At 34.5% G+C, this 20,935-nt stretch carries 39 protein-coding genes, 26 tRNA genes and 1 rRNA gene; 4 read left to right on the top strand and 62 right to left on the bottom strand.

All coding sequences use genetic code 11. From position 1 onward, the window contains the following. Window positions 1-28 precede the first annotated feature (28 nt). The 34 genes from rinB to BTJ66_RS00160 form a co-directional block, all read right to left on the bottom strand. Window positions 29-172 (bottom strand): transcriptional activator RinB, encoded by a 144-nt coding sequence (rinB, locus tag BTJ66_RS00305; RefSeq protein ID WP_099089014.1) that lies wholly within the window; start codon window positions 170-172, stop codon window positions 29-31. Further along, window positions 173-643, bottom strand: a complete 471-nt coding sequence (locus BTJ66_RS00300) for a hypothetical protein (RefSeq protein ID WP_153043307.1) — start codon at window positions 641-643, stop codon at window positions 173-175. A 6-nt stretch (window positions 644-649) separates the two neighbouring features. Next, complete coding sequence (locus tag BTJ66_RS00295; protein WP_099089012.1) at window positions 650-892, bottom strand: DUF1381 domain-containing protein; 243 nt, start codon at window positions 890-892, stop codon at window positions 650-652. 11 nt (window positions 893-903) lie between these two features. Continuing rightward, entirely contained in the window at window positions 904-1,131 is a 228-nt protein-coding gene (locus BTJ66_RS13545) for a hypothetical protein (RefSeq protein ID WP_099089011.1), read from the bottom strand. Window positions 1,132-1,241: 110 nt separating this feature from the next. Then, window positions 1,242-1,412, bottom strand: coding sequence for a hypothetical protein (locus BTJ66_RS13540; protein ID WP_161940532.1), 171 nt, complete (start codon window positions 1,410-1,412; stop codon window positions 1,242-1,244). Window positions 1,413-1,584: 172 nt separating this feature from the next. Next, a complete protein-coding gene (locus BTJ66_RS00285) occupies window positions 1,585-2,118 on the bottom strand; it encodes a dUTP diphosphatase (RefSeq protein WP_099089234.1) in 534 nt (177 codons plus the stop codon). 34 nt (window positions 2,119-2,152) lie between these two features. Then, window positions 2,153-2,308, bottom strand: a complete 156-nt coding sequence (locus BTJ66_RS13600) for a hypothetical protein (protein WP_167380369.1) — start codon at window positions 2,306-2,308, stop codon at window positions 2,153-2,155. Then, window positions 2,309-2,521 (bottom strand): hypothetical protein, encoded by a 213-nt coding sequence (locus tag BTJ66_RS00280; protein ID WP_099089010.1) that lies wholly within the window; start codon window positions 2,519-2,521, stop codon window positions 2,309-2,311. It abuts the gene before it with no gap. Continuing rightward, window positions 2,511-2,846, bottom strand: coding sequence for a hypothetical protein (locus tag BTJ66_RS00275; RefSeq protein WP_099089009.1), 336 nt, complete (start codon window positions 2,844-2,846; stop codon window positions 2,511-2,513). The genes BTJ66_RS00280 and BTJ66_RS00275 overlap by 11 nt, the downstream gene beginning before the upstream one ends. A gap of 198 nt (window positions 2,847-3,044) precedes the next feature. Beyond that, entirely contained in the window at window positions 3,045-3,236 is a 192-nt protein-coding gene (locus BTJ66_RS00265; protein WP_099089007.1) for a hypothetical protein, read from the bottom strand. A 2-nt stretch (window positions 3,237-3,238) separates the two neighbouring features. Further along, window positions 3,239-3,514 carry a hypothetical protein gene (locus BTJ66_RS00260; protein WP_099089006.1) on the bottom strand — a complete coding sequence of 92 codons (276 nt, stop codon included), beginning with the start codon at window positions 3,512-3,514 and terminating at the stop codon, window positions 3,239-3,241. Then, window positions 3,477-3,689, bottom strand: a complete 213-nt coding sequence (locus BTJ66_RS00255; protein WP_099089005.1) for a hypothetical protein — start codon at window positions 3,687-3,689, stop codon at window positions 3,477-3,479. The genes BTJ66_RS00260 and BTJ66_RS00255 overlap by 38 nt, the downstream gene beginning before the upstream one ends. A gap of 108 nt (window positions 3,690-3,797) precedes the next feature. Beyond that, on the bottom strand, window positions 3,798-3,953 hold the full coding sequence (locus tag BTJ66_RS13535; RefSeq protein ID WP_161940531.1) for a hypothetical protein: 156 nt from the start codon (window positions 3,951-3,953) through the stop codon (window positions 3,798-3,800). Then, entirely contained in the window at window positions 3,944-4,072 is a 129-nt protein-coding gene (locus BTJ66_RS13920; RefSeq protein WP_274521107.1) for a hypothetical protein, read from the bottom strand. The genes BTJ66_RS13535 and BTJ66_RS13920 overlap by 10 nt, the downstream gene beginning before the upstream one ends. After that, a complete protein-coding gene (locus tag BTJ66_RS00250) occupies window positions 4,069-4,314 on the bottom strand; it encodes a hypothetical protein (protein WP_099089004.1) in 246 nt (81 codons plus the stop codon). The genes BTJ66_RS13920 and BTJ66_RS00250 overlap by 4 nt, the downstream gene beginning before the upstream one ends. Beyond that, a complete protein-coding gene (locus BTJ66_RS00245) occupies window positions 4,315-4,695 on the bottom strand; it encodes a hypothetical protein (RefSeq protein WP_099089003.1) in 381 nt (126 codons plus the stop codon). Beyond that, window positions 4,679-5,056 (bottom strand): hypothetical protein, encoded by a 378-nt coding sequence (locus BTJ66_RS00240; protein ID WP_099089002.1) that lies wholly within the window; start codon window positions 5,054-5,056, stop codon window positions 4,679-4,681. Before BTJ66_RS00240 ends, BTJ66_RS00245 begins: the two co-directional genes overlap by 17 nt. A 35-nt stretch (window positions 5,057-5,091) precedes the next feature. Continuing rightward, complete coding sequence (locus tag BTJ66_RS00235) at window positions 5,092-5,739, bottom strand: NUMOD4 domain-containing protein (protein WP_099089001.1); 648 nt, start codon at window positions 5,737-5,739, stop codon at window positions 5,092-5,094. Window positions 5,740-5,866: 127 nt separating this feature from the next. Next, entirely contained in the window at window positions 5,867-6,055 is a 189-nt protein-coding gene (locus BTJ66_RS00230) for an SAV1978 family virulence-associated passenger protein (RefSeq protein WP_099089000.1), read from the bottom strand. A gap of 5 nt (window positions 6,056-6,060) precedes the next feature. Beyond that, window positions 6,061-6,531: a DUF3310 domain-containing protein gene (locus BTJ66_RS00225; protein WP_238597570.1), complete on the bottom strand. Its 471-nt coding sequence runs from the start codon at window positions 6,529-6,531 to the stop codon at window positions 6,061-6,063. A 27-nt stretch (window positions 6,532-6,558) separates the two neighbouring features. After that, the gene (locus BTJ66_RS00220) at window positions 6,559-6,780 is read right to left on the bottom strand and encodes a hypothetical protein (RefSeq protein WP_099088999.1); all 222 of its coding nucleotides are present in this window, start codon (window positions 6,778-6,780) and stop codon (window positions 6,559-6,561) included. After that, entirely contained in the window at window positions 6,781-7,131 is a 351-nt protein-coding gene (locus BTJ66_RS00215) for an SA1788 family PVL leukocidin-associated protein (protein ID WP_099088998.1), read from the bottom strand. A 13-nt stretch (window positions 7,132-7,144) separates the two neighbouring features. Further along, window positions 7,145-7,348 (bottom strand): hypothetical protein, encoded by a 204-nt coding sequence (locus BTJ66_RS00210; RefSeq protein WP_099088997.1) that lies wholly within the window; start codon window positions 7,346-7,348, stop codon window positions 7,145-7,147. A 12-nt stretch (window positions 7,349-7,360) separates the two neighbouring features. Next, complete coding sequence (locus BTJ66_RS00205) at window positions 7,361-7,897, bottom strand: NUMOD4 domain-containing protein (protein WP_099088996.1); 537 nt, start codon at window positions 7,895-7,897, stop codon at window positions 7,361-7,363. Continuing rightward, entirely contained in the window at window positions 7,890-8,219 is a 330-nt protein-coding gene (locus BTJ66_RS00200; RefSeq protein ID WP_099088995.1) for a VRR-NUC domain-containing protein, read from the bottom strand. The genes BTJ66_RS00205 and BTJ66_RS00200 overlap by 8 nt, the downstream gene beginning before the upstream one ends. Before the next feature lie 260 nt (window positions 8,220-8,479). Further along, the gene (locus tag BTJ66_RS00195; protein WP_099088994.1) at window positions 8,480-10,774 is read right to left on the bottom strand and encodes a phage/plasmid primase, P4 family; all 2,295 of its coding nucleotides are present in this window, start codon (window positions 10,772-10,774) and stop codon (window positions 8,480-8,482) included. A 16-nt stretch (window positions 10,775-10,790) separates the two neighbouring features. Next, the gene (locus tag BTJ66_RS00190) at window positions 10,791-11,363 is read right to left on the bottom strand and encodes a DUF669 domain-containing protein (protein ID WP_099088993.1); all 573 of its coding nucleotides are present in this window, start codon (window positions 11,361-11,363) and stop codon (window positions 10,791-10,793) included. A 14-nt stretch (window positions 11,364-11,377) separates the two neighbouring features. Further along, window positions 11,378-12,718 carry a DEAD/DEAH box helicase gene (locus BTJ66_RS00185; protein WP_238597569.1) on the bottom strand — a complete coding sequence of 447 codons (1,341 nt, stop codon included), beginning with the start codon at window positions 12,716-12,718 and terminating at the stop codon, window positions 11,378-11,380. Between the two features lie 71 nt (window positions 12,719-12,789). Continuing rightward, window positions 12,790-13,482: an AAA family ATPase gene (locus tag BTJ66_RS00180; protein ID WP_099088992.1), complete on the bottom strand. Its 693-nt coding sequence runs from the start codon at window positions 13,480-13,482 to the stop codon at window positions 12,790-12,792. Then, window positions 13,472-13,696, bottom strand: coding sequence for a DUF2483 family protein (locus BTJ66_RS00175; RefSeq protein WP_099088991.1), 225 nt, complete (start codon window positions 13,694-13,696; stop codon window positions 13,472-13,474). Before BTJ66_RS00175 ends, BTJ66_RS00180 begins: the two co-directional genes overlap by 11 nt. Next, entirely contained in the window at window positions 13,693-13,956 is a 264-nt protein-coding gene (locus BTJ66_RS00170) for a DUF1108 family protein (protein ID WP_099088990.1), read from the bottom strand. Before BTJ66_RS00170 ends, BTJ66_RS00175 begins: the two co-directional genes overlap by 4 nt. A gap of 68 nt (window positions 13,957-14,024) precedes the next feature. Continuing rightward, a complete protein-coding gene (locus BTJ66_RS13530; protein ID WP_161940530.1) occupies window positions 14,025-14,198 on the bottom strand; it encodes a hypothetical protein in 174 nt (57 codons plus the stop codon). A gap of 12 nt (window positions 14,199-14,210) precedes the next feature. Further along, complete coding sequence (locus tag BTJ66_RS00165; RefSeq protein ID WP_099088989.1) at window positions 14,211-14,504, bottom strand: DUF771 domain-containing protein; 294 nt, start codon at window positions 14,502-14,504, stop codon at window positions 14,211-14,213. Window positions 14,505-14,535: 31 nt separating this feature from the next. Beyond that, window positions 14,536-14,754, bottom strand: coding sequence for a BetR domain protein (locus BTJ66_RS00160; RefSeq protein ID WP_099088988.1), 219 nt, complete (start codon window positions 14,752-14,754; stop codon window positions 14,536-14,538). A 170-nt stretch (window positions 14,755-14,924) separates the two neighbouring features. Here BTJ66_RS00160 and BTJ66_RS00155 point away from each other — a divergent pair, with 170 nt between their 5' ends. The 4 genes from BTJ66_RS00155 to BTJ66_RS00140 are packed head-to-tail and all read left to right on the top strand — an operon-like array spanning window position 14,925 to window position 17,316. After that, complete coding sequence (locus tag BTJ66_RS00155) at window positions 14,925-15,248, top strand: helix-turn-helix domain-containing protein (protein WP_099088987.1); 324 nt, start codon at window positions 14,925-14,927, stop codon at window positions 15,246-15,248. A gap of 11 nt (window positions 15,249-15,259) precedes the next feature. Next, entirely contained in the window at window positions 15,260-15,724 is a 465-nt protein-coding gene (locus tag BTJ66_RS00150) for an ImmA/IrrE family metallo-endopeptidase (RefSeq protein ID WP_099088986.1), read from the top strand. A gap of 23 nt (window positions 15,725-15,747) precedes the next feature. Continuing rightward, a complete protein-coding gene (locus BTJ66_RS00145) occupies window positions 15,748-16,212 on the top strand; it encodes a hypothetical protein (protein ID WP_099088985.1) in 465 nt (154 codons plus the stop codon). 57 nt (window positions 16,213-16,269) lie between these two features. Beyond that, complete coding sequence (locus tag BTJ66_RS00140) at window positions 16,270-17,316, top strand: tyrosine-type recombinase/integrase (protein ID WP_099088984.1); 1,047 nt, start codon at window positions 16,270-16,272, stop codon at window positions 17,314-17,316. Between the two features lie 188 nt (window positions 17,317-17,504). Here BTJ66_RS00140 and BTJ66_RS00135 read toward each other — a convergent pair. The 28 genes from BTJ66_RS00135 to rrf all read right to left on the bottom strand — a co-directional run bounded on the left by BTJ66_RS00135 (window position 17,505) and on the right by rrf (window position 20,922). After that, window positions 17,505-17,588, bottom strand: a tRNA-Leu gene (locus tag BTJ66_RS00135). Window positions 17,589-17,851: 263 nt separating this feature from the next. Next, window positions 17,852-18,238, bottom strand: a complete 387-nt coding sequence (gene panD, locus BTJ66_RS00130; RefSeq protein WP_099088983.1) for an aspartate 1-decarboxylase — start codon at window positions 18,236-18,238, stop codon at window positions 17,852-17,854. 222 nt (window positions 18,239-18,460) lie between these two features. Beyond that, window positions 18,461-18,535 (bottom strand) — tRNA-Gly (locus tag BTJ66_RS13485). A 103-nt stretch (window positions 18,536-18,638) separates the two neighbouring features. Next, window positions 18,639-18,713, bottom strand: a tRNA-Gly gene (locus BTJ66_RS00125). Window positions 18,714-18,733: 20 nt separating this feature from the next. Further along, window positions 18,734-18,808 (bottom strand) — tRNA-Gly (locus tag BTJ66_RS00120). A gap of 10 nt (window positions 18,809-18,818) precedes the next feature. Beyond that, window positions 18,819-18,889 (bottom strand) — tRNA-Cys (locus BTJ66_RS00115). Between the two features lie 9 nt (window positions 18,890-18,898). Then, a tRNA-Gln gene (locus BTJ66_RS00110) sits at window positions 18,899-18,970 on the bottom strand. Between the two features lie 11 nt (window positions 18,971-18,981). Beyond that, window positions 18,982-19,054 (bottom strand) — tRNA-His (locus BTJ66_RS00105). A 2-nt stretch (window positions 19,055-19,056) separates the two neighbouring features. Further along, window positions 19,057-19,130, bottom strand: a tRNA-Trp gene (locus tag BTJ66_RS00100). 15 nt (window positions 19,131-19,145) lie between these two features. Then, window positions 19,146-19,229: transfer RNA gene (locus BTJ66_RS00095), tRNA-Tyr, on the bottom strand. 7 nt (window positions 19,230-19,236) lie between these two features. After that, window positions 19,237-19,312, bottom strand: a tRNA-Thr gene (locus BTJ66_RS00090). A gap of 12 nt (window positions 19,313-19,324) precedes the next feature. Then, window positions 19,325-19,397, bottom strand: a tRNA-Phe gene (locus BTJ66_RS00085). 8 nt (window positions 19,398-19,405) lie between these two features. After that, window positions 19,406-19,481: transfer RNA gene (locus BTJ66_RS00080), tRNA-Asp, on the bottom strand. 9 nt (window positions 19,482-19,490) lie between these two features. Beyond that, window positions 19,491-19,564 (bottom strand) — tRNA-Met (locus BTJ66_RS00075). Window positions 19,565-19,577: 13 nt separating this feature from the next. Then, window positions 19,578-19,670, bottom strand: a tRNA-Ser gene (locus BTJ66_RS00070). 43 nt (window positions 19,671-19,713) lie between these two features. Further along, window positions 19,714-19,806: transfer RNA gene (locus BTJ66_RS00065), tRNA-Ser, on the bottom strand. 9 nt (window positions 19,807-19,815) lie between these two features. After that, window positions 19,816-19,889 (bottom strand) — tRNA-Ile (locus BTJ66_RS00060). A 27-nt stretch (window positions 19,890-19,916) separates the two neighbouring features. After that, window positions 19,917-19,990 (bottom strand) — tRNA-Met (locus tag BTJ66_RS00055). A 24-nt stretch (window positions 19,991-20,014) separates the two neighbouring features. After that, window positions 20,015-20,090, bottom strand: a tRNA-Ala gene (locus BTJ66_RS00050). Window positions 20,091-20,111: 21 nt separating this feature from the next. Continuing rightward, window positions 20,112-20,185, bottom strand: a tRNA-Pro gene (locus BTJ66_RS00045). 8 nt (window positions 20,186-20,193) lie between these two features. Continuing rightward, window positions 20,194-20,267: transfer RNA gene (locus BTJ66_RS00040), tRNA-Arg, on the bottom strand. A gap of 18 nt (window positions 20,268-20,285) precedes the next feature. Next, a tRNA-Leu gene (locus tag BTJ66_RS00035) sits at window positions 20,286-20,371 on the bottom strand. Between the two features lie 8 nt (window positions 20,372-20,379). Next, a tRNA-Gly gene (locus BTJ66_RS00030) sits at window positions 20,380-20,454 on the bottom strand. 3 nt (window positions 20,455-20,457) lie between these two features. After that, window positions 20,458-20,539, bottom strand: a tRNA-Leu gene (locus BTJ66_RS00025). A 12-nt stretch (window positions 20,540-20,551) separates the two neighbouring features. Beyond that, window positions 20,552-20,627 (bottom strand) — tRNA-Lys (locus tag BTJ66_RS00020). An 8-nt stretch (window positions 20,628-20,635) separates the two neighbouring features. After that, a tRNA-Thr gene (locus BTJ66_RS00015) sits at window positions 20,636-20,711 on the bottom strand. Between the two features lie 11 nt (window positions 20,712-20,722). Continuing rightward, window positions 20,723-20,798 (bottom strand) — tRNA-Val (locus tag BTJ66_RS00010). 9 nt (window positions 20,799-20,807) lie between these two features. Then, window positions 20,808-20,922, bottom strand: a 5S ribosomal RNA gene (gene rrf, locus BTJ66_RS00005). Between the last annotated feature and the right edge of the window lie 13 nt (window positions 20,923-20,935).

Raw genomic sequence — 20,935 nt, 5'->3', positions numbered from 1 at the left:
ATTATTGATGTGATTATCCACATACGCATTACCTCCATTTACTTATTTCGTAATCCATAGGCACTTTATCAACCGCATCATTCGCAGTGAGTTTGATTATGATTTCATTTGTAACGTATTTGCTTAGTTCGTATAGTGCAATTATTAGTAATGTTTTAAGTATTGGTTTCATTTATTCGTCCTCCTTAAATTCCCACTGATTAACAACGTGTCCACATTCTGTACATTTGAGTTGTGCGTTCAAAGGGCGTCCGTCATTATGTTCATATACGAATCTTGGGAGTTCTCTGTCAAAATCTTGTTTTCTAGTTGTCTTTATTTCCAAACTATCTTCATAACACTGACCACAAACTTCACCATCCATGTCCAATCTAGTAACGATAGGCCATTTCCAATTTCTGTATGATTCCCAGGCTTTGTCGTTTAATTCTTTTTCATAATTATCAATCAATGGTTGCACATCTTTCAATTTATCCTCTAGCTTATTAATACGATTTTTTGTCTCATATGAGGTGTATTCTCTTAGTGGTCTGTTTGACATCAAACTACCACTGTTCTCTTTTTTATTACTCATGTACACTATCATAATTGAGTTTCCGATAGTTGCTAGTGCTACTAAAAACATTGCTATGTTTGTTAACATATTCACTCACTGTCCTTTCTTGTAATCTTTACCGAATAAACTTTCCATTGTTTCTTCCGAAGGTCTTTCAAAACTCACTACTGTAGAATTATTTGTTTCTGTAATGATTGGTTTCTTCGCCATTTCCTCAGCCTCTTCCTTACTCTCTGCCTCAACAACTTGATAAGTTTCGTTATCACGTATTTTAGTAACGTCTGTGAAAGTTTCGCCTGTGATGTGGGTTGTGTGTTTGATTAGGTATTGTGTCATTGCGTCACTCCTTAAAATGTAAATGTCATTTCTATTATTTTATATGTGAATAACAAAACGAAAGGTATTGCCGCAGCACTCACTCCAAACGCTATCGCTATGGTTCCATCTTTAGATAATATACCTTTATCATGTTTCATTCTTTTCGATTCCCAAGCCCACTTCATAATTATTCCTAGGCAACCTATTGAACCTAAAACCATTAACATAATTATGAATTTAAATATAAAGAATCCCATCCACACTCACTCCTTATTCATATCTTTTCTGACCAGTGTTTATATCAATTACAATACGTGTAAATTTCTTATCATTATGCTTGTGTTTATTCTTATTAATGTTCATTTCCTCAACACTTCCTTAACTTTTTCTTATATATTTCTACTTTGTTTTCTTCTATATTGCTGTGTATGATAAAACCGTCAAACTCTTCATCTTCTAAGTAACTTTCTATTTCTTCTCTGTGTATAACAAACAGTTGTTGGTCTTTTTCAAATAACTTTGATTCGATTTCCTTCACACACTCACTCCTATTTTAATAATTCGCCTAATGTTAAAAGGAAAGATAAATACATTGCTACGATTAATAATGTGATTACTGGGTGCTTTGTTATATTTGCTATAATGTTATTTTTCCATCTGTGTACCCTATTCATTTCCTCAACACTTCCTTAACTTTTTGAAGAATATCTTTATCTTGTTCCACTTGACCCAAAACCTTTTTCTCCTCTTGCTGTTTCATTACTAAACTCCTTAACTGGTTCTAACTCTGGTGTCCATATTGGTACGATAACTAACTGTGCTAGTCGGTCGCCTTTGTTGATTTTGTATGTGCCATAGGGAACCAATACTTCTTCATCATTTAACTCGATTTCTTCGCCATTTATATTAAAAGCTGTATAAACCTCACTTAAAATATCATAGTTATTAAAATTTTGATTATCATTCTTAACATTAATCTTCATATGACCTTGAAACCCTGCGTCAATCTTACCCGTCTCAACTACAAGATGTGTCTTACTACTCACACCACTTCTGCTAGTCAGTAATCCCACATAACCTTTAGGAATATTCACTGCTAGATCAGTAGCGACTAATGTTTTCTCTTGTGGTTCGAGTACTACTGTTTCTGCTGCGTATATGTCATAACCAGCACTTTCGTCATCTGCGCGTTTAGGTTTAGTTGCGTTGTCGCTTAGTAGTTTGATTTGTAATGTATTGTTAATGTATTTACTTGCGTTTTCTATTAATTTTTTAGCATTAGTCATTTTGTTTGTCCTCTCCTTCTAATCTATCTAATGCAATGTTGTATATTCTTAGCACTGTTTCAAATTCAGAATCTGTTAAATATGGAGTTAGTCTTTTAGCCATTGATAAAAAGTCTCTTACATTTTCATTTGCTATTTGTTGTTTCATCTACTCGTCCTCCATATCGCTTAGTAAGTTGCTAAATCCGTTTGTGTTGTCTGCATTATCCATATCCAACAATTCGTTCTTTTGTTCTATATATCTTAAATAGTCGCCCTCATCTTCATGGTGGTTAATAATCAAGCTGTGCAGTTTAGTAAACTTCTCAATCTTCTTTTCCTTCAACTCTTGCCATGCGTCTTTATATTGATTAGTTTTCATCGTTTGCACGCTCCAAATCCGAAATTATTTTGTCGTATTCTTCAACACTTTCTATTAATTCATGTCCATGACGTACCTCGTTTTTGTATGCCTCAATAAATTCTTCTTTGCTTTGCATATAAAAGTCGTATGTTTCTTTAGCGAAATTACTGCGTTTAATATAATCATGTGGGTAGGTTTCAATACTTTTGACCATATCTACAATATAATTATCAAACGCCTTTGCTTTGCGATAGACTTCTTCAAGTTCTTTAACTGCTTGGTCTGTGCTAATTGCTGAAGTCACACAACCTATACTATTTATTCGTTCATACTCATACGCCATCTAACCACGCTCCTTGTAATACTTCTTGAAACCTTTTATTACATCTTTCAATACTGATAACATTTCTCTTCTAGTTAGCGATTCTTTATATTTTGCGCACAATCTAGTGATATCTCGTCTGAGTGTTATTTGTTCTATATTTCTGTTCCTTAAATGTTTTGGTAGTTTTTCGTAAGTGTAGTAGTATTTTAATTTCATCTAATCACGCTCCAATATAAACTCTTTAAAATCTATTCCATTATTGGCACAAATTGTTTTGGCTAAATCTTCTAAAACATCAATTTCACATTTCAAAGCGAATAAATCTTCCCCCATGAATTTAGCAAATCCAAATTCATGATACTTTCTGATTAATGTTTCTCTTACTATATTTTCTGTTGTATTTTTCATAATTAATTATCTCCCTTTTCCAATCTATCAATGAAGTTAACCAAATCTATATAACGACTTACCCCTGGATTGTTTTCTGCTTTCAAACGTATGTGGTTGCCGAGTTTACAATACTTATAATTTTGTTCGCGTAACGCTTTGATTTCGTGTTCACTGTTTATATTCTCAAATGTCAGTTGCTTGTTTAATTCACTTAATTGTCCATTCTCCCGTTCCAACTTCTCATTTTCCGCTCTATATTCATGTTTCTTTTTTTTCTTGATAGTTGAATATTTCATTTAATTGTTCGTTATTATCTTCTAGTTCTTCATTTTTCTCTCTCAACACTTTCAAATCGTCTATCAATGTGTCGCGTTCTGATTTGTATTGGTCACGTTGTTTTAGCGCTTTATATAAATGGTCTTGTAACTTCATAGTGTTTCTATTAATTACCTTTTCTTCTTCTGGACTCACTCGCCATCACTCCTCTAGTAAATGTTTAAGGTTATTAGCCAACACTAAACTTCCATCAATAAATCTTTCATCGGATAGTAACCACAATTTATATTTACTCACTCGCCATCACTCCTTACTTTGAATAGCTCTTTCAATTTTATGCGTTGCCCATACAATTGTTGATATAATCAATAAAGTATCTTTTTTAAATACAGCTCTATTCATATTTAAGTCACTTTCAATATTTCTGAAACCTTTGTAAATAGCATCTATTATATCCACTCGTCATCACTCCTTTTATTTTGTTCTCTTTCTTGTGAATCACCTAAATATGTGAAAATGCATAAATACGCTATAGATAACAAACCATATATTGCTACTAAAATTTTTAGTATAATCACTCGCCATCACTCCTTTTTAAGAAACGTTCCAAGCAATGATCTTCTAAATCAATTTCAACACCCGTTAACTCGTATGCTTTATAGATTACGTCACGTGCTGATTGTGCAGTGTTATCGAAACACTCATCAGTACCACACCATTCATCCGCTATTTGTTCCACATTGCTAGCATATTCAATAGCTAGAATATTAATAAACTCGTCTTTATCGGTTACCTGTTTTATATCGTCTATATCTCTCATCTACTCCACCAGCTTTCCGTCACGCCAGATTAAAGTCATTGTTAAGTCGTCGTTTAGGATGTAGAAGGCTTGTGTACATTCGTCCTTACAATCATTAATTGATAAACCTCTACTGAAAAAGAAGTCCTCTCCTGCTCCATCATCTCCTAGTTCCACTAACCCATCTAATTTCGTATCTTCCGTAATTTCTTCCTCGACTTCGACTGTGAAAGTATCGCCTTTGTGTATATCTCCATGTATTGATACAAGTATCCCTATTTCAAATCTAATTCTTTTAGCTTCAGCTCTATCATATGAAACGATAGATCCTGTTACATCGTTTTCAAATCCCCACTCAATCAACTGTGGTAAGTTTAGTTGTTTCTTAGTCTTTATTTTCATTGTCTGTGTCCTCCAATAATTCTTGCGGTATAACAATTTGCAATCCTCTATAAGATGAGTGCCAACCCTCGTCAAAATATTCTCTTGTTACCCTTAATCCAATTTCTTTATACTTTTCAATAATGTTATTTTGTACAACCTCAAGACTAGATGTTGATATTTCTTCACTTAGCCACAAGCTATAAAATTCTGATTTACTATGTGTTTTTCTGCCATGATATCCAGTACTTATTCTAATGTTTAATTTTCCAGATAAAACAGAACATTTGATTTTCTCATCAATATATCTTTCGATTTTTTCTTCCAATACTTTCCTTGCTTTAACATCGTTCCAATCTTTTAATTGTTCTATTGTAATCATTCTTTAACCCCTCCATTACTTTCCTGTTATGTGCTTTATCCTCTGGCAACACTGCTACGATAAAGCTGTTTCAATTCCCTATTTTCTTCTTCTAATTTTTCAACTTGTTTCTCTAAATCTTTCATCTCATCCAATAAAGTCCTTTGTTTTGATTTTTTATACCATTTATATCCAGCGTGGGTATTACCTTTTCCAAGTATGCAATTCGATATTGCTCCATTTCTAAAACCATCTTTTTCGGCAGCTAGCATCGATTCATATTCGATTTTATTGCCCGTTAAAATGTTTATACCTACAACTGGTGTTGATCTAATTTCAAAACTCCTTTTAAACTTTGTACTTGTTTTCTTTGTTTCTAATCCCCTTTGTATTCCTGTACCGTGATTAATATTTTCTTTTTGCGTACACCACTCTAAATTACTTACATGATTATTAGTCTTATTTTCGTCAATATGATTAACTACATTTTTACCGTCTATTAGAGGTATGAAATTTAACGCTACTAATCTATGGATGTCATATTTTCTCACTTTACCTCTTTTACTTAACGACACATGTAAATACCTACCTTGACTACTAAATTGCTTTAAATACTTTTTGTATTTGTTTGTCCACACTCTACCGTGATTAGAAATCTTATAAAGACCTTCATAGCCTTTTACATCCTTCCAAATTTCTTCCATTAAATCACTCCTATAATAGATATAAAACCTCTATAAAATCCATAATACTTTAGCAACTGTGCCATTTCTTTGGTGTTCATCCCACCGGTTTTATATTTGTATCTAATATTTATTGTGTTTGAAAGGATCATTGCTCTAGTACCAAATTATTGTTTTGGACAAATTCATCAAATCCTGCTTTATCAAATCTACGTCTTTTAAATTCAGTGAATTGTTTATAATGCCCACATACTATATATTTGCTACCTACAATATGAACATGTGCTACTCGAATGTTGTCACGTGTTAAATAGTATTTATGCTTGAAGTAATCCATCTAGTTCACTCCCACTTATCAAATAGTCGCTGTACGTAAAATTTCGCTTTATCAATATCTTCTCGACCATTCTTATGATTTGCTCTACTCAAATACTTAATAGCATTAAATACGTAAGGTGCTAATTCTGGTGGATATTGCTTACACACTTGGTCACAATAATCTATTACTTCTATCTCACCGTAGTTATAATGTGATGGGTGGTTAACTGTGTCGTTACGCTTACGTTGTTGTACGTCATTGGATTTAACTTTACTAATATATTCTTCTGAATCTTCAATAGCTTTCTCTAACCACTTACTAGGGTCTAATGGTTTGCTAGCTTTTCTAATTCTTTTGAAATCTGATTCATCTGATATAAATCGATGACCGACTATAGGTATTTCTACAATTGCTAACTGGTCACTAATTGAAGTCACTTTACCTTCTAAAGGAACCTTTCCGTTTGGAATTTGGATAGTATCTCCTAAATTCAAATCTTTTACCCTCACTTCACTCACACTCTACGTTTTACTCTCTATATAGTTACTCCACAAATCAAAGTAGTTATTGTCTGTGATTGTATATAAATTGCCCATTGAATTAATCTCTGCAAAATTTGTATTTTCATCATTAAATATTAAGTCTATTACTCTACCAACAACCGTCATACCTTCACTATTCTCACCCTTGCCTATGTCATACACAATGACGTAGTCATCTATATTTAAATCTCTGATTTTCATCTACCTAACCACCTTCGGGAAAATACTCGTGTTCATCAAATACTCACACCATTTACCTCTACGGTGTTTCTGTGGTGTTCCATTAAACAAATGTGGTTTCTCTTTTCTCAACTTCTCATCTCGATAATCTAATGTGGCTTCTTGCGTATCTTCTTCGTATGCTTTAGCAAAGTTAATATATTCTAGATCACGACGATTTAATCCTTTAGGTACTTGGCACGCTTCTTCTAACGTCCACCCTCTTAATAATCTTGTACGAATCGTTGCATCTGCTATATCTAAATCTTCTATTGCATTCAGATTATCTCCTACGATTTGATATATAATGTCGTGTATTTTAATTGTTTTCATTATTTGAGTCCTCCTAATAATCCTTAACTTGTACGTCTGATACTTTTCTAAATTTAATATCCTCGAAACCTAATTTCTCTGGGTTGTCCTTGTATGCTTCTGCCACTCTGTCAGCTTCTCTATTGCTTATTTCTTCTAAGTCATAATTGTCTGCCACAGGTACCGTGACCTCTTGTTCAACTTCCACTTTAATTTTCAGTGTGATTGTTGCTTCCATGCTTATCACCTTCTATGATTTTAATTTCCATTTATATCCACCAGCTTGTTTTCTTGTTCCATTCATTACACATGAGATGTGAAAAATGCCTGTTTGTCTTTGAGCTTCTTCTATAGATATATATTCATTAAGAATTTTATTATCTTTATCTAACTGAATAACTTTCTTTCTAGTTTTTTTAAGACTTGCTTCTTTTGTTTTCTCACTTATTTTTGGTGTCCAAAGTTTGTTTTCTATAGCATGTTTCACATTTTCTAATTGAGTTACCCACTCTAAATTAGTAGCTCTATTATCGTGTTTTATGCCATTAACATGATTAACATATTCTTTATTCTCTTCATTTGGAATAAATGCTTCAGCAACTAATCTGTGTATTGATTTGTTATTTCCTTTACCAAGTGAAATTCTTAAATATCTTTCTTTCGTACTTTTGTTCTTAAGGATTTTTTCTTGTTTTGTATTATTAAAATTATGACTCTTAACTCTACCTAAATTTGAAATGCTATATTTACCTTCATAGCCTTTAATTTCTTTCCAAATTTCATTCATGATATATCGCTCCGTTCTCAATGATATCTATGGCATCTTGTGGACTTCTCGCTACTCCATATAAAACGGGTTGTGTTTCAATGAACGTTTTAAACTTCTCTTGTTCTGGTCTCAATCGTCCTTTATCTGTTTTAACTTCTATAAATATTATCTTGCCATCCGTTTTACGAAACCCTACTGTGTCGGGAAAACCTTTAGGGAATAGTTGAATAACGCGGTTGTCTTTCGTAATAACTTTGCCTGCATTACTTCTCCACAATCTGTGACCTAATCTATTAACAGCAATAATTATTTCATTTTGTATTGTTTGTTCTGATTTCATAACTTCCTCCACAAAGTGCACACCTTTGTGTATACCTAAAACAGTCCTTAACCCTTACGGCTGTAAGGTTTTAAATAAATCGTGTATACCACCACTTAAAAGACTTCTCTATATTTATATAGCTTTTATATTTACGTATATTACTTTTATATTAATAGGTATACACTCTCTATATATAAAGTATTATAAACGTAGTCATATCAATGGTTTGGACAATTTTATTTTGTCGATTAGGTATACACATTGGTGTACACCTTTTGCTATTTTAAAGAATGTAATCCTGGATAAGTTTGTATTAATTCAATTCCGAAATAGTTAACACCTGTATTCATTCTTTTGCTTTCAAATTTCTCTTTCATTTTCTTACCAAATTTATTTTTGTCCATTTTGTACTCATTATTATCATCAGCCCATTTTTTAAAGGTTTCGTATAATTCGTTAGCTGTTGCTTTTCCACCATCTATACGTCTACACTTTTCTTCAATAAACTGTTCAATAACATCCATTTCAGTACGATAAGATTGTCCAGCATTCTTTAATTTCTCTGGCATTTCTAATCCTTCTCGCATCCACATGTATGCACCTTCTGTCATCCAATTGAGTATGGCTGGTGCTTCTCTTAATAATTTATACTTTAGATCTTTATCAACTTTTTCTTCTGGTATCTGCACTTCGAAAGGTATTAAGACTAAACGTCTCCAAATACCATCATCTGTTCCTCGTATAATTGGCTTATGGTTTGTTGAAACCCATATTTTGAATTTAGGCGTATATTCAAATTCTTCTGCATATAGGAATCTTGCTGTAACTTTATCTCCACCAGTGATCTGTTTTATTAATCCTTCATCGAATCTAAATCCTTCATTAGGTTCAGAAGATGTAACAAACCTTGCTTTGCTCAATCTGGCAATATCTGTATTTACATTGTCGTTCTTCTTAACCATTAATGATTTAGCTTGCATATTATTCGAGTAATCTCCAAGTATCTCTGCGATTGTTTCAACGAATATACTCTTACCATTACGCCCTTTACCATGAAGTATGAACATTACTTGCTCCCTTGTACTTCCTGTTAATGAGTAACCTAATGCTTTTTGAATATATCTAATAACTTCTTTATCTCCTGCAAATATATCGTTTAAGAAATCTAACCATACAGCAGGTTGCATTTTTTCTGAATAATCAGTATTCGCTATTTGTGAAAACATTTTATCTATATCGTGTTTGTATAGTTCACGACTTGTTAAATCAATATATCCATTCGATACATTTAGCAGCATATTGTCTTTGTCGAAACTATCTGGAGTAACAGGTCTACGGTGTTTCAATTCATCTGTGATATTTTTCTTTGATTGAGTACCTCTTGTTTTTTTATAAAACTTTTGAAAGAACTCTTTAGCTTCTTCTTCAGTAACTCCCTCACTGTGGATGATTTTTTCATTCTTCATACTCTCAATCATTTCATCAATGAGTTTGCGTATAGAACCTCTATCATCCAGTGTCCATTTTGTTCCATCATAGATATAGAATTTCTTTTCTACATAACTGTACTTATATAAGTTCCCGTATCTATCTATGAAACGATCTGCATTACCAGTATCATCATAGCTACGAATTGGATATTCTTCTTTTTTCTCTTTAGTATCAAAGATGTGGCTTAATGCATAACGCAATGGTTCTTTTTCTTCTTTAGGAGTATAGATGTTATTTGCTTCGTTAATTGCTTTAAATAATGTTTGCTCTCCGTATGTGGAGTTCTTTCGTTTCTCGTCCCATTTATCTCTATATAGATTAGATTGTCTGAATATACTATCCATTTGGGAATAATCTTTAGCACACCAGAATGCTAGAATATTTGCTAGAGCCATATCCGCTTCTGAGTGGGAATTATAATAAGGTTCGAAATTCCCTTTCATTAGGTCATCGAATAATTTTGATTGTTTCGATTTGTAAATTTCATTGATCACATCAATTTCAGACAAGTTGTGGATGTTTTGTTGGTAGTTATTCTGTGTAGGATACTTTACTGTATTGTCAGGTAAATATTTGTCATAGATTGTTTTGAATACTCTTTCAGATGTTTCTGTTACTTCTGAGTATTTACCTATTTGTTTACCAGTCATTGTAAAGAATCGACCACTGTCGTACATTTCTATGTTACCTTTACGTCTACGATTGCCTGGTATCTTACCTTTAACAATAATGTGTAATCCTGTGCCACTAGGGCTTATTTCTGTGTAACTTTTAAACGCTTCATTAAATTCACTAACAATATTATCTAGTTTATCTCCATGTTTATATCTGTGTAGATCATCATCTATTTTATCTATATCAATGCCAAGGTATGGGGGTTCAAAGAAGAACCCTATACCATCGACACCTTCTGCATTAACTGCTGCTTCATAACTAGACCAAGTACTTTTGTCATTTGATTTAGCAAATTCTCCAGTCTCTGCATTAAAAGGTAATTTTGTTTTTTTACCATTTCTTTCTTGTAGTTTCCAAACACACCAATTATTTAATTGTTTTAATTCATCTGGTATACGACTATACATTTAAATCACCCTTTACTTAAAATGGAAGGTCATCATCTTGAATATCTATAGGACCATTGCCTTCGAATGGATTGCTAGATTGCTTGTTGTCTTTATCTTTTTCTTTCCACTCATGATTCACTTGTGGGTATTTAGTATTTTTGAAATTCCAAGGTGCTACACGGTTTACCGTTTGTTTGTTACCTTTATATTCATTTTCTTCTTGTTTAACAAAAACTCTTACTGGCTTACCTCTGAACATAGAAAGTAATTGCTCAAAACTTTCTACTTTTGTACCTTCTGGCACACCCACACCATTTAAGTAGTGCATGAAGTTATCCATTTTGTATTTATATTCTCCGTCAATATCTCGTTTCCACTCATCTACAAAGATGTGACGATTTGCATATTTTCCATTCTGTTCTGCAAGTTCTGGTACTTTAGTTAAATCGTTACGAACTACTAATGTTAATTGTGTTTCTTCTTTACCATTTGGTGTTGAACGCTCAGATGCGTTTTTGATTACTACTTCGTACTCGCCTTCTGGAAGTGGTCCAAAGTCTTGATTGTTTTCCTCGATATTTGAATAATCTGTTGTAAATAATGTCATAATTAATTGCTCCTTTAATGTTTATATTTTTCTCTTAATGGTTTAATTTCTGCGTAAAACTGTGGGAAATTCATTCTTGAACATGCTGGATAATTAAATTTAACCCATGTTTCTTTGTAGTTATTTGCTTTTGCATATAAATAATAATCTTCTAATGTTTCTAAATCTGACTGTGAAATATTTTCTTTGCTGTACCTTTTTAGTGTGTAATCGACTTTGAATGGTTTGATATCAGTAAGCTCAGCATCTACTTTTTTTAACTCCGAACTTTCTGCTATTGTTTCATTTTCATGACCACACTCAGGACATACAGGTAAAGTATTATCGTAAACACCAAAGCATTCATTGCATGACGTTAGACCTATTACATTGGCATCTTGTTTGTTACTTCTTTTCTTAATACCGTTAAAGTACTTTTTCCAATTGTGTTTGGTATCTGGTAGCCCATGTCTTGCGTAATTTCCTACATGATCTATAATCAATGCTTTTTTATTAGGTTGATAACGCATTGAGCGCATAGCTTGTTGCATGAATAAAACTAACGAGTCTGTTGGTCTTGCTAGTATTACACAAGTACAATCTGGTACGTCGAAACCTTCACTTATTAAATCAACGTTGCATAACACTTTGATAGTTCCATTTCTGAAATCTTGCATGATTTGTTCACGTTCTAAATCTTTTGTATTAGCATCCGCATGAGCAGCAGAAATACCTTGTTCTTGAAACTCTTTAGCTATATCTTTACTAGCTTCAACACTGTGGGCATACAATATAGTTTTTTGACCATTTGCATATCTTTTGTAATTCTCAACAATATCTCCATATATTGCTTTAGGTATTGCTTCATCCATAGATTTTTTTGTGTAGTCACCAGTTGATGATTTTTTTAATTTTTTTGTATCTGCCATTACGACACTCTTATAGTCATAATCGGCTAATTTCTTATTTTTTATAAGCCACTCTACGCTAGGACCCTCGACTATTTCGTTATATATATCAGTGAAACCTTTGCCATTTGAACGCCAAGGAGTTGCAGTAAATCCTAAACGTAAGGCTTTAGGAAAGTACTCATATATTTCTGTATAAGTTTTTGCTCTACTGTGATGCGTTTCATCAGTTAGTATAATAGTTGGTGGTTTTAATTCTTGTAGTATATTTCTTGCTCTCTTTTCTGAAAGTATGTCTACATGATTTAAATCAACACCGTGTGTATTTAGAGTATGGGTTATTTGCATAATTAACTCTTTACGATGAACAATAAATAAAATGTGTCCACCCTTTTCGACTGCTTTTTTAACAACTTCAGCAATCATTACTGACTTGCCACTACCTGGGAGGTGACTGAATAAGCACACCTTGATTTTTTATAATTAAATTTCTAGCCTTATTCACCAGTTCTAATTGGTAATCGTGTAATTTAAACATGTCACTCTTCACCGTCCTTACCTAACTGAAACACTTCATCTTGTTTGCAGTGTTTGTCTTGTGAAAGTTGGTTTTTTGCCCATACTGTATTGCTGGGCGTTAGTATAAAACCTCTGTTACCCGTTTCTTCATTAATAACTAATCTAGCTACTACTTGGCACAATCCCGCAACATTATCCCTAATTGTGTGTCTGATGTCAGGCATAGTTCGTGTAAACTGTTGTCCACCTTCTGTGTAATGTTCTGCTGTAGACTCCCACGCTAGAAAAACTAAACGCTTATTTAAGTTTTGTAAGAAACGGAAACTATCAATTGTAAAAAAATCAACTTGTTGATAGTGTGCCATTTCAGGTGTGCGATTATTTCTACCATTCCTACCTAAATTTGCAAGCATTGATCTAAATAATTCAGAAATGTTATCTATTACGATATTGTCGTACATACTTAAATCTTCATCGTTCAAATATTTAGTAAGTTCTCCCCACTCTTTCCAAGCTTCGTGAGTATTAAAGTCTAAAATGTCAATGTTTTCATTACCTTCTAGTGGCTTCTCTGATTTGTCTACACTGATATATAACGTTTTGCCAGGAAGGAAATTAATCGTATGTGTTTTACCTTTACCTGGTTCACCGTATATAAGATAAGTAACAGTGTCTTTATTCATATCTTTAGCCGATTTAATTTTAAAACTCATTGTCTACCTCCTGATATTCAATTGTTTCAGTTACTGTTTTTTTAATTGCTATGTGGTAATCCATATTAATACTCGCTTCTTCCATACCGTTAAATTCTCTAGCTCTATTTCTATTCGTTGAATAACTAACGTCTGAATTATTATCAGTTGGTTTGTTAGTTATATAAATTGGCATATCTCTGTGACGGATAATGTAAGTTATTGTTTCACTCACCACTGCATCACCCGATTCATAATACGGTCTGCTTCATCAGTGTTTTGTTCAATCCAGTTATATATAGCTTGCTCAAATATTTCTTGAGATAATCGAAAACCTATATCTTCATCATTAATTTCAGCTGAATCTACTAAATTTTCATATTTGTCAATTATTTCAACAAATACACCATATTGAGTTTTAGTACCTTTCACGTGAAAAGTAAATCCATCTACGGTTATAAAATTCCTTCTTATTTCTCCTATTTCGTAATACATCTTGTCTACCTCCTATAATTGGTGGTATACTTGTGTTGTCTATTAATACAAATATACTTATTCGACTGTTAAGCGTTGGCGCGCTTAGCGGTCTTTTTTTCTGCGTAATACGCGTTCCAAAATGCGTAACTACCAATGAAACTTATAATGCTAAATGCAATACTGTAATGAAAGTCGAATGTGATCAGTGCGAATAGTGTTGTGGATAATATTGCAGTCAACCATGCTAAAATGTGTTTCATGTTATCACCTCCTTAAAATTCATTCCTATACTCTCTTAAAAATTGATATGCTTTAGGACCATCGAAACTCCAGTTTTTATTTTGTGAACTTGGATAAGTTGCTATCCCTTTACGTTCTAATATTTTTCTGAATTTAGGTTTGTAAAGTATACGTTCATTTACAGTAGTTTCACTTTTAAATGGAGATTGTTCTATAAAGTCCTTCTTCTTCCAAGTAGCTTTTTGTTGATTCATAATTAATTGATTATGTTCATCACGAGTAATTACTACGTATTGTTCTGGTATAGTCACTGTAAGTTGAGTCATTTAATTCACCTCCTAGTGTCTTTTATGACACTTATTCTCCAAAAAAAATATCATTCATTTGTTGCTTAGACAGATTTAATACATCCGTGATAACTAAAATCTCTTTTCTATCAAACTCATAAGTACCTCTTAATCGCTTATAGTAAGAACTTTTAGACATTTTAATGCCTTTAGAATTTATTTTATATAAAAATTCTTCTATAGACATTCCAGATCTAGTTACTTCTGCCTTTAAGTTGTTAGTGTTCATTTTCACACCTCCTGTGTCTTAAAGGATACTTACATACTACATGTAATTAATTATTAAGTCAACAGAAAAGTGTCTTTTTGGGAAACTTTATTTTTATTTCCTATATAAGTGTTGCCTTTAAGACACAAAAGTGTTATATTCTATACATACCAATTAGGAGGATAAAGCATATGAAACCAGACATTAAAAAAAGAAGATTAGAATTAAATTTAACTCTTGAAGAAGTAGGAAATATAGTTGGTGTTGGAAAATCTACTGTACGTAAATGGGAAACTGGAGATATTGAAAATATGAAACGTGATAAAATAGTAAAATTAGCTAATGCGTTAAAAGTATCCCCTTCTTATATTATGGGATTTGAAGAAGAACCAAAAGATGAACCTACAACTGGTTTCGAAACAATTGCTGCTCACCTTGATGGTGAATTAACTGAAGAACAATGGAAGAAAGTAATTGAATATGCTCGTTTTATTCAGGACAATGACAATAAGTAAGGGGTGTATATATGGGTAGTTTCGAACAAATGTTAATTGATAATGATGATGTGAAGATTAAAGAAACAAACATACTCCCCTATGAACTTAGTGGCCTAACTTTGGATAAAATGATATTACTCAATACAAACAATAAGCATGTTCATAAGCTAGAAGTATTAGCTGAAGAATTAGCGCATCGTAAAATTACATATGGTGATATACGTGATCAATCTAAAATTCTTAACAGAAAGTTTGAACTAAAGGCCAGACGTTTGGGTTGTGAAATGGTCATTACCTTAGATGGAATTATTGACGCTTTCCACGAGGGTATATGTAATTTGCATGAAATGGCATGTTATTTTGAAGTATCGAACAATTATGTTTTAAAAGCGATTGAACATTATAAAATGAAATATGGCTTAGATGTTTACTATAAAGGATACGTAATTAAATTCGAGCCTTTACAAGTATATGAACATCACAATTGGGAATAATCTAATTAAGGGAGAAATGTAGAATGAAAAAGGTATTATTTTTATTATTAGCAAGTTTCTTAGTAATGGCTGCATGTGGAAATAAAGAAGAAAGTAAATCAGAAGATAAAAAAGAAACTAAAACATCTAATAAAGACAGTAAGAAGAAAGACGATAAAAAATCTAAAGATGAAAAAGTCAAAAAAACTAAAGAAGAAACCAAACAAGTAACAAAAGACGAAAATACACAAGAACAACCTAGCACGCAAGAAAATGTTCAGTCACAAGAACAACAAGCAACTGCAGATTCTCAACAACCAGTTCAACAAGAAGAAGTACCTGCCACTTCAAAAGCTTATGGCTTAGATTATAACTATCCTCAAGAAAACAAAGCTAATAACCCTACTGGAGAATTAATTGATCAAGATGCACAAAGAATGGCAGACCAAGCAAGCGAATACGATGCAGAAGTCGCTGAACATAATACAAATGTTGATGCAAATCAATAATTTCAAGGGCACAGTAGGGTGCCCTATATATTTTTATCTTTTTTAGGAGGAATAGCTATGAATGTAACCAAACGTAACGGAAAATGGCAATATGACTTTAGATACAACGAAAAACGTTACCGTAAAGGTGGATTTAGAACAAAGAAAGAGGCAGAATATGCAGGTAATGAAAGATATAATCAAGCAACCAAAGGGATAGACTTAGACAATAAAATATCATTTTCTCAATATGCTAAAGAATGGATTGAAACATATAAGAAACCGTATGTATCAGCAAAAACTTATCGAGATAATTTTAGGCATTATGAAAAAATAAATAATTATTTTGACGACACCCCTATTAATAAAATAACTCGTCCACAATATCAGAAGTTTCTAACTGAATATAAGGAAAAGTTATCACAAGATCAATTAGGTAGAATAAATGCAATGTGTAAAAAGCTAGTAGAAAATGCAATGTATGATGGATTACTAACCAAAAATTTTACATTTGATGCAAAAGCAAGTTCTACTAAACCACCTGTCAAAAAAGAAACTGATAAGTATTTAAATTTAGATGAACTAAGTATGATTAAAGATTACTATATGAAACGTACGCAATACCTATCAGCGTCTACACATATCATATTATTAATGCTTGAAACAGGTGGCCGTTTCAGTGATTGCATTAATTTAAAACGTGAAGATATTAACCAATTTAAAAACGAGATATTTTTAAACGGTACTAAAAACGATACCGCCCCCCGTCATGTGAAAGTATCTAAAGAATTAATCGATGTACTAATGGAATATGCAAATAAACGTCCCGCCTCTATGAGTGGTTATCTATTCACACATAACGGCGAACAGATTACTAATCCTAGTGTTAACAAATCAATTAAGCAAGCGTGTGAGAAGTTAGAAATTAAAAGGAATATTACAAGTCATGCGTTCAGACACACTCACGCATCATATTTAATCTATAAACAAGTGAACATATATTATATATCAAAAAGGTTAGGTCATTCAGATATATCCGTTACATTGAACAAATACGGTCACCTTCTCAAAGAATCATTAGCAGAAGATGAAGAACGTACAGTAGAGTTAATAAGTAAAGTTTAATCGTCCTATCCCTTATGTATCAATGGGTTTCGCCATTTTTGGTCACGTGACCAATACAAAACACCTCTCGTGTCCACTCAGTGACCAAAATATTTAAACTTAATGATATTTAATGGAGGTCATAAAAAAAGAAACCCCGTAACGACGGGATTTCTAAGGTATGTTGATGTCTTATGATGTCATAATAATACCGGTGGTCGGGATCGAACCGACACTCCAAAGAAGGAACGGGATTTTGAGTCCCGCGCGTCTGCCAATTCCGCCACACCGGCTCAATAAAAAATTGAGCTTTCATTTTCAAAATGAAATACTTAAGTTCGAAACGACATAAATACATTATATTACTTAGTGCTTTTGTCGTCAATAGATTTCTTCAAAACCGCCAAAACACTACTTTTCAAAAGAAATATAGTTACTCTTTTTGAGTATAAATTGTCACTTTTATTATCAATATCAACCAACAATAAATAAAATTATCAATACTGCTATTAAATTTGAAATCATTTAGTACTTTTATCTCATATTAAACCTATGCTTAATCTAACACAATCTCATTTTCTTTTTCACCAATCATTTGTGTAATTTGATTAAATTCATTCATAACAGCAACTTTAGGAACATGACTCATTAATTCAGTTTCATTTAACTGAACATATGTCATAATAATCACTATATCATCCACTTCCACTAATCTGGATGCAGCGCCGTTTAAACATATTTTTCCAGTACCTCGTTCTCCCTCAATCACATAAGTTTCAAAACGCGCCCCATTATTATTATTAACAATAGCAACTTTTTCATTTGGCATTATATCTACTGCATCAAGTATATCTTTATCAATCGTTATACTACCCACGTAGTTTAAATTAGACTCTGTTACTCTTGCTCTATGTATTTTTCCATTCATCATTGTACGTATCATTAAATTCATAACTCCTACAGTTCATATTTTTATAAAAAACAAGTGTCAGAAACAGTTAATCAATATATAACCAATTAAGTATAACATATGTATTGTAAGTTATAATAATAATGAAAACAATAGCATACGCCTCTTTAATAAATCTTTTCTATAATAAAGATTAACATTTTTCTCTGAACCTTAAAAATTGATAAAAAAAAACTTCCCTAACGGAAGAATAAATGGAGCGGAAGATAGGACTTACACCTATACCTCATTCCGGGAAGGAACGTGTTCTGAGAGTTGAACTACTCCCGCGTAATAATATGGAGCGAGGATAGGACTTACACCTACACCTCGTTCCGGGAAGGAACGTGTTCTAAAAGTTGAACTACCCCCGCATGGGTTATAATAAATCTTATGGAGCGGAAGATAGGACTTGCACCTATACCTCGTTCCGGGAAGGAACGTGTTCTAAGAGTTGAACTACTCCCGCATGGGTTATAATAAATCTTATGGAGCGGAAGATAGGACTTGCACCTACACCTCATTCCGGGAAGGAATGTGTTCTGAAAGTTGAACTACTCCCGCTTATTTTTGAAGGCGGCAACCGGATTTGAACCGGTGATAAAGGTTTTGCAGACCTCTGCCTTACCACTTGGCTATGCCGCCAATAAATAACTGGGCTAGCTGGATTCGAACCAGCGCGTGATGGAGTCAAAGTCCATTGCCTTACCGCTTGGCTATAGCCCATTAATATAAAGGGCGGATGATGGGAATCGAACCCACGAGTGTCGGAACCACAATCCGATGCGTTAACCACTTCGCCACAACCGCCATGGCAGGGGCAGTAGGAATCGAACCCACATCAAAGGTTTTGGAGACCTCTATTCTACCGTTGAAATATGCCCCTATAAAATTAAATAGATGGTGGAGGGGGGCAGATTCGAACTGCCGAACCCGAAGGAGCGGATTTACAGTCCGCCGCGTTTAGCCACTTCGCTACCCCTCCAAAAAGATGGTGCCGGCCAGAGGACTTGAACCCCCAACCTACTGATTACAAGTCAGTTGCTCTACCAGTTGAGCTAGGCCGGCTTGCATTAAAAATGGTTCAGGACAGAATCGAACTGCCGACACATGGAGCTTCAATCCATTGCTCTACCAACTGAGCTACTGAACCATAATAAATGGCGGTCCCGATGGGATTCGAACCCACGATCTCCTGCGTGACAGGCAGGCGTGTTAACCGCTACACTACGGGACCTTTTAAAAATTGCGGGAGGCGGATTTGAACCACCGACCTTCGGGTTATGAGCCCGACGAGCTACCGAACTGCTCCATCCCGCGATAATAATATTAATGGCGGAGGAAGAGGGATTCGAACCCCCGCGAGCCGTTAAGCTCCTGTCGGTTTTCAAGACCGATCCCTTCAGCCGGACTTGGGTATTCCTCCACAAATATTAGCTAAAATAAATTATATTCAATTATTATAAAAATGGCGGAGGAAGAGGGATTCGAACCCCCGCGGGCCGTTAAGCCCCTGTCGGTTTTCAAGACCGATCCCTTCAGCCGGACTTGGGTATTCCTCCAAAATTATATGGACCTTGCAGGACTCGAACCTGCGACCGAACGGTTATGAGCCGTTAGCTCTAACCAACTGAGCTAAAGGTCCTAAATATAATTTACAACTAATAATTAGTGGCGGTGGAGGGGATCGAACCCCCGACCTCACGGGTATGAACCGTACGCTCTAGCCAGCTGAGCTACACCGCCGTTGTATTTTAGTTTGTATAAATATGGTGGAGACTAGCGGGATCGAACCGCTGACCTCCTGCGTGCAAAGCAGGCGCTCTCCCATCTGAGCTAAGCCCCCATATATGATTTATCCAGGAAATCGGGAAGACAGGATTCGAACCTGCGACCCCTTGGTCCCAAACCAAGTGCTCTACCAAGCTGAGCTACTTCCCGTAAATTAGTGCGCCCAATAGGGGTCGAACCTATAACCTCTTGATTCGTAGTCAAGTACTCTATCCAGTTGAGCTATGGGCGCATAATTTTCATAGGATGATGCCGAGGACCGGAATCGAACCGGTACGATAATCACTTATCGCAGGATTTTAAGTCCTGTGCGTCTGCCAGTTCCGCCACCCCGGCTAAAATAATGGAGCAGAAGACGGGATTCGAACCCGCGACCCCGACCTTGGCAAGGTCGTATTCTACCGCTGAACTACTTCTGCATATGCGGGTGAAGGGAGTCGAACCCCCACGCCGTAAGGCGCTAGATCCTAAGTCTAGTGCGTCTGCCAATTCCGCCACACCCGCGATTTAAATTAATGGTGAGCCATAGTGGGCTCGAACCACTGACCCTCTGATTAAAAGTCAGATGCTCTACCAACTGAGCTAATGGCTCATCAAAAATGGTGCCGGCCAGAGGACTTGAACCCCCAACCTACTGATTACAAGTCAGTTGCTCTACCAGTTGAGCTAGGCCGGCTAAAAAATAAATGGTGGAGGATGACGGGTTCGAACCGCCGACCCTCTGCTTGTAAGGCAGATGCTCTCCCAGCTGAGCTAATCCTCCATATAAATTGCCTGGCAACGTCCTACTCTTGCGGAACGTAAGTCCGACTACCATCGGCGCTAAGGAGCTTAACTTCTGTGTTCGGCATGGGAACAGGTGTGACCTCCTTGCCATTGTCACCAGACAATGAAATGTAT

It is taken from the genome of Staphylococcus edaphicus, from assembly GCF_002614725.1.
Lineage (GTDB): Bacteria > Bacillota > Bacilli > Staphylococcales > Staphylococcaceae > Staphylococcus > Staphylococcus edaphicus.
Note: the sequence above shows the minus strand (reverse complement) of the source record. Positions and strands in the feature narration are given on the sequence as shown.

Excerpts from the sequence above, each read along its gene's own strand:
- BTJ66_RS00160 (WP_099088988.1), bottom strand. The coding sequence starts at position 14,754 with ATGAACACTAACAACTTAAAGGCAGAAGTAACTAGATCTGGAATGTCT.
- BTJ66_RS00200 (WP_099088995.1), bottom strand. The coding sequence starts at position 8,219 with ATGAAATCAGAACAAACAATACAAAATGAAATAATTATTGCTGTTAAT.
- BTJ66_RS00265 (WP_099089007.1), bottom strand. The coding sequence starts at position 3,236 with ATGAAAAATACAACAGAAAATATAGTAAGAGAAACATTAATCAGAAAG.
- BTJ66_RS00260 (WP_099089006.1), bottom strand. The coding sequence starts at position 3,514 with ATGAAATATTCAACTATCAAGAAAAAAAAGAAACATGAATATAGAGCG.
- panD (WP_099088983.1), bottom strand. The coding sequence starts at position 18,238 with ATGATACGTACAATGATGAATGGAAAAATACATAGAGCAAGAGTAACA.
- BTJ66_RS00235 (WP_099089001.1), bottom strand. The coding sequence starts at position 5,739 with ATGGAAGAAATTTGGAAGGATGTAAAAGGCTATGAAGGTCTTTATAAG.
- BTJ66_RS00295 (WP_099089012.1), bottom strand. The coding sequence starts at position 892 with ATGACACAATACCTAATCAAACACACAACCCACATCACAGGCGAAACT.
- BTJ66_RS00170 (WP_099088990.1), bottom strand. The coding sequence starts at position 13,956 with ATGTATTACGAAATAGGAGAAATAAGAAGGAATTTTATAACCGTAGAT.
- BTJ66_RS00250 (WP_099089004.1), bottom strand. The coding sequence starts at position 4,314 with ATGAGAGATATAGACGATATAAAACAGGTAACCGATAAAGACGAGTTT.
- BTJ66_RS00280 (WP_099089010.1), bottom strand. The coding sequence starts at position 2,521 with ATGAAAACTAATCAATATAAAGACGCATGGCAAGAGTTGAAGGAAAAG.
- BTJ66_RS00180 (WP_099088992.1), bottom strand. The coding sequence starts at position 13,482 with ATGAGTTTTAAAATTAAATCGGCTAAAGATATGAATAAAGACACTGTT.
- BTJ66_RS00140 (WP_099088984.1), top strand. The coding sequence starts at position 16,270 with ATGAATGTAACCAAACGTAACGGAAAATGGCAATATGACTTTAGATAC.
- BTJ66_RS00150 (WP_099088986.1), top strand. The coding sequence starts at position 15,260 with ATGGGTAGTTTCGAACAAATGTTAATTGATAATGATGATGTGAAGATT.
- BTJ66_RS13600 (WP_167380369.1), bottom strand. The coding sequence starts at position 2,308 with ATGAAACAACAAATAGCAAATGAAAATGTAAGAGACTTTTTATCAATG.
- rinB (WP_099089014.1), bottom strand. The coding sequence starts at position 172 with ATGAAACCAATACTTAAAACATTACTAATAATTGCACTATACGAACTA.
- BTJ66_RS00230 (WP_099089000.1), bottom strand. The coding sequence starts at position 6,055 with ATGGATTACTTCAAGCATAAATACTATTTAACACGTGACAACATTCGA.
- BTJ66_RS00195 (WP_099088994.1), bottom strand. The coding sequence starts at position 10,774 with ATGTATAGTCGTATACCAGATGAATTAAAACAATTAAATAATTGGTGT.
- BTJ66_RS00165 (WP_099088989.1), bottom strand. The coding sequence starts at position 14,504 with ATGACTCAACTTACAGTGACTATACCAGAACAATACGTAGTAATTACT.
- BTJ66_RS00220 (WP_099088999.1), bottom strand. The coding sequence starts at position 6,780 with ATGAAAATCAGAGATTTAAATATAGATGACTACGTCATTGTGTATGAC.
- BTJ66_RS00300 (WP_153043307.1), bottom strand. The coding sequence starts at position 643 with ATGTTAACAAACATAGCAATGTTTTTAGTAGCACTAGCAACTATCGGA.
- BTJ66_RS13530 (WP_161940530.1), bottom strand. The coding sequence starts at position 14,198 with ATGAAACACATTTTAGCATGGTTGACTGCAATATTATCCACAACACTA.
- BTJ66_RS00240 (WP_099089002.1), bottom strand. The coding sequence starts at position 5,056 with ATGATTACAATAGAACAATTAAAAGATTGGAACGATGTTAAAGCAAGG.
- BTJ66_RS13545 (WP_099089011.1), bottom strand. The coding sequence starts at position 1,131 with ATGGGATTCTTTATATTTAAATTCATAATTATGTTAATGGTTTTAGGT.
- BTJ66_RS00275 (WP_099089009.1), bottom strand. The coding sequence starts at position 2,846 with ATGGCGTATGAGTATGAACGAATAAATAGTATAGGTTGTGTGACTTCA.
- BTJ66_RS00245 (WP_099089003.1), bottom strand. The coding sequence starts at position 4,695 with ATGAAAATAAAGACTAAGAAACAACTAAACTTACCACAGTTGATTGAG.
- BTJ66_RS00215 (WP_099088998.1), bottom strand. The coding sequence starts at position 7,131 with ATGAAAACAATTAAAATACACGACATTATATATCAAATCGTAGGAGAT.
- BTJ66_RS00155 (WP_099088987.1), top strand. The coding sequence starts at position 14,925 with ATGAAACCAGACATTAAAAAAAGAAGATTAGAATTAAATTTAACTCTT.
- BTJ66_RS00205 (WP_099088996.1), bottom strand. The coding sequence starts at position 7,897 with ATGAATGAAATTTGGAAAGAAATTAAAGGCTATGAAGGTAAATATAGC.
- BTJ66_RS00145 (WP_099088985.1), top strand. The coding sequence starts at position 15,748 with ATGAAAAAGGTATTATTTTTATTATTAGCAAGTTTCTTAGTAATGGCT.
- BTJ66_RS00210 (WP_099088997.1), bottom strand. The coding sequence starts at position 7,348 with ATGGAAGCAACAATCACACTGAAAATTAAAGTGGAAGTTGAACAAGAG.
- BTJ66_RS00190 (WP_099088993.1), bottom strand. The coding sequence starts at position 11,363 with ATGACATTATTTACAACAGATTATTCAAATATCGAGGAAAACAATCAA.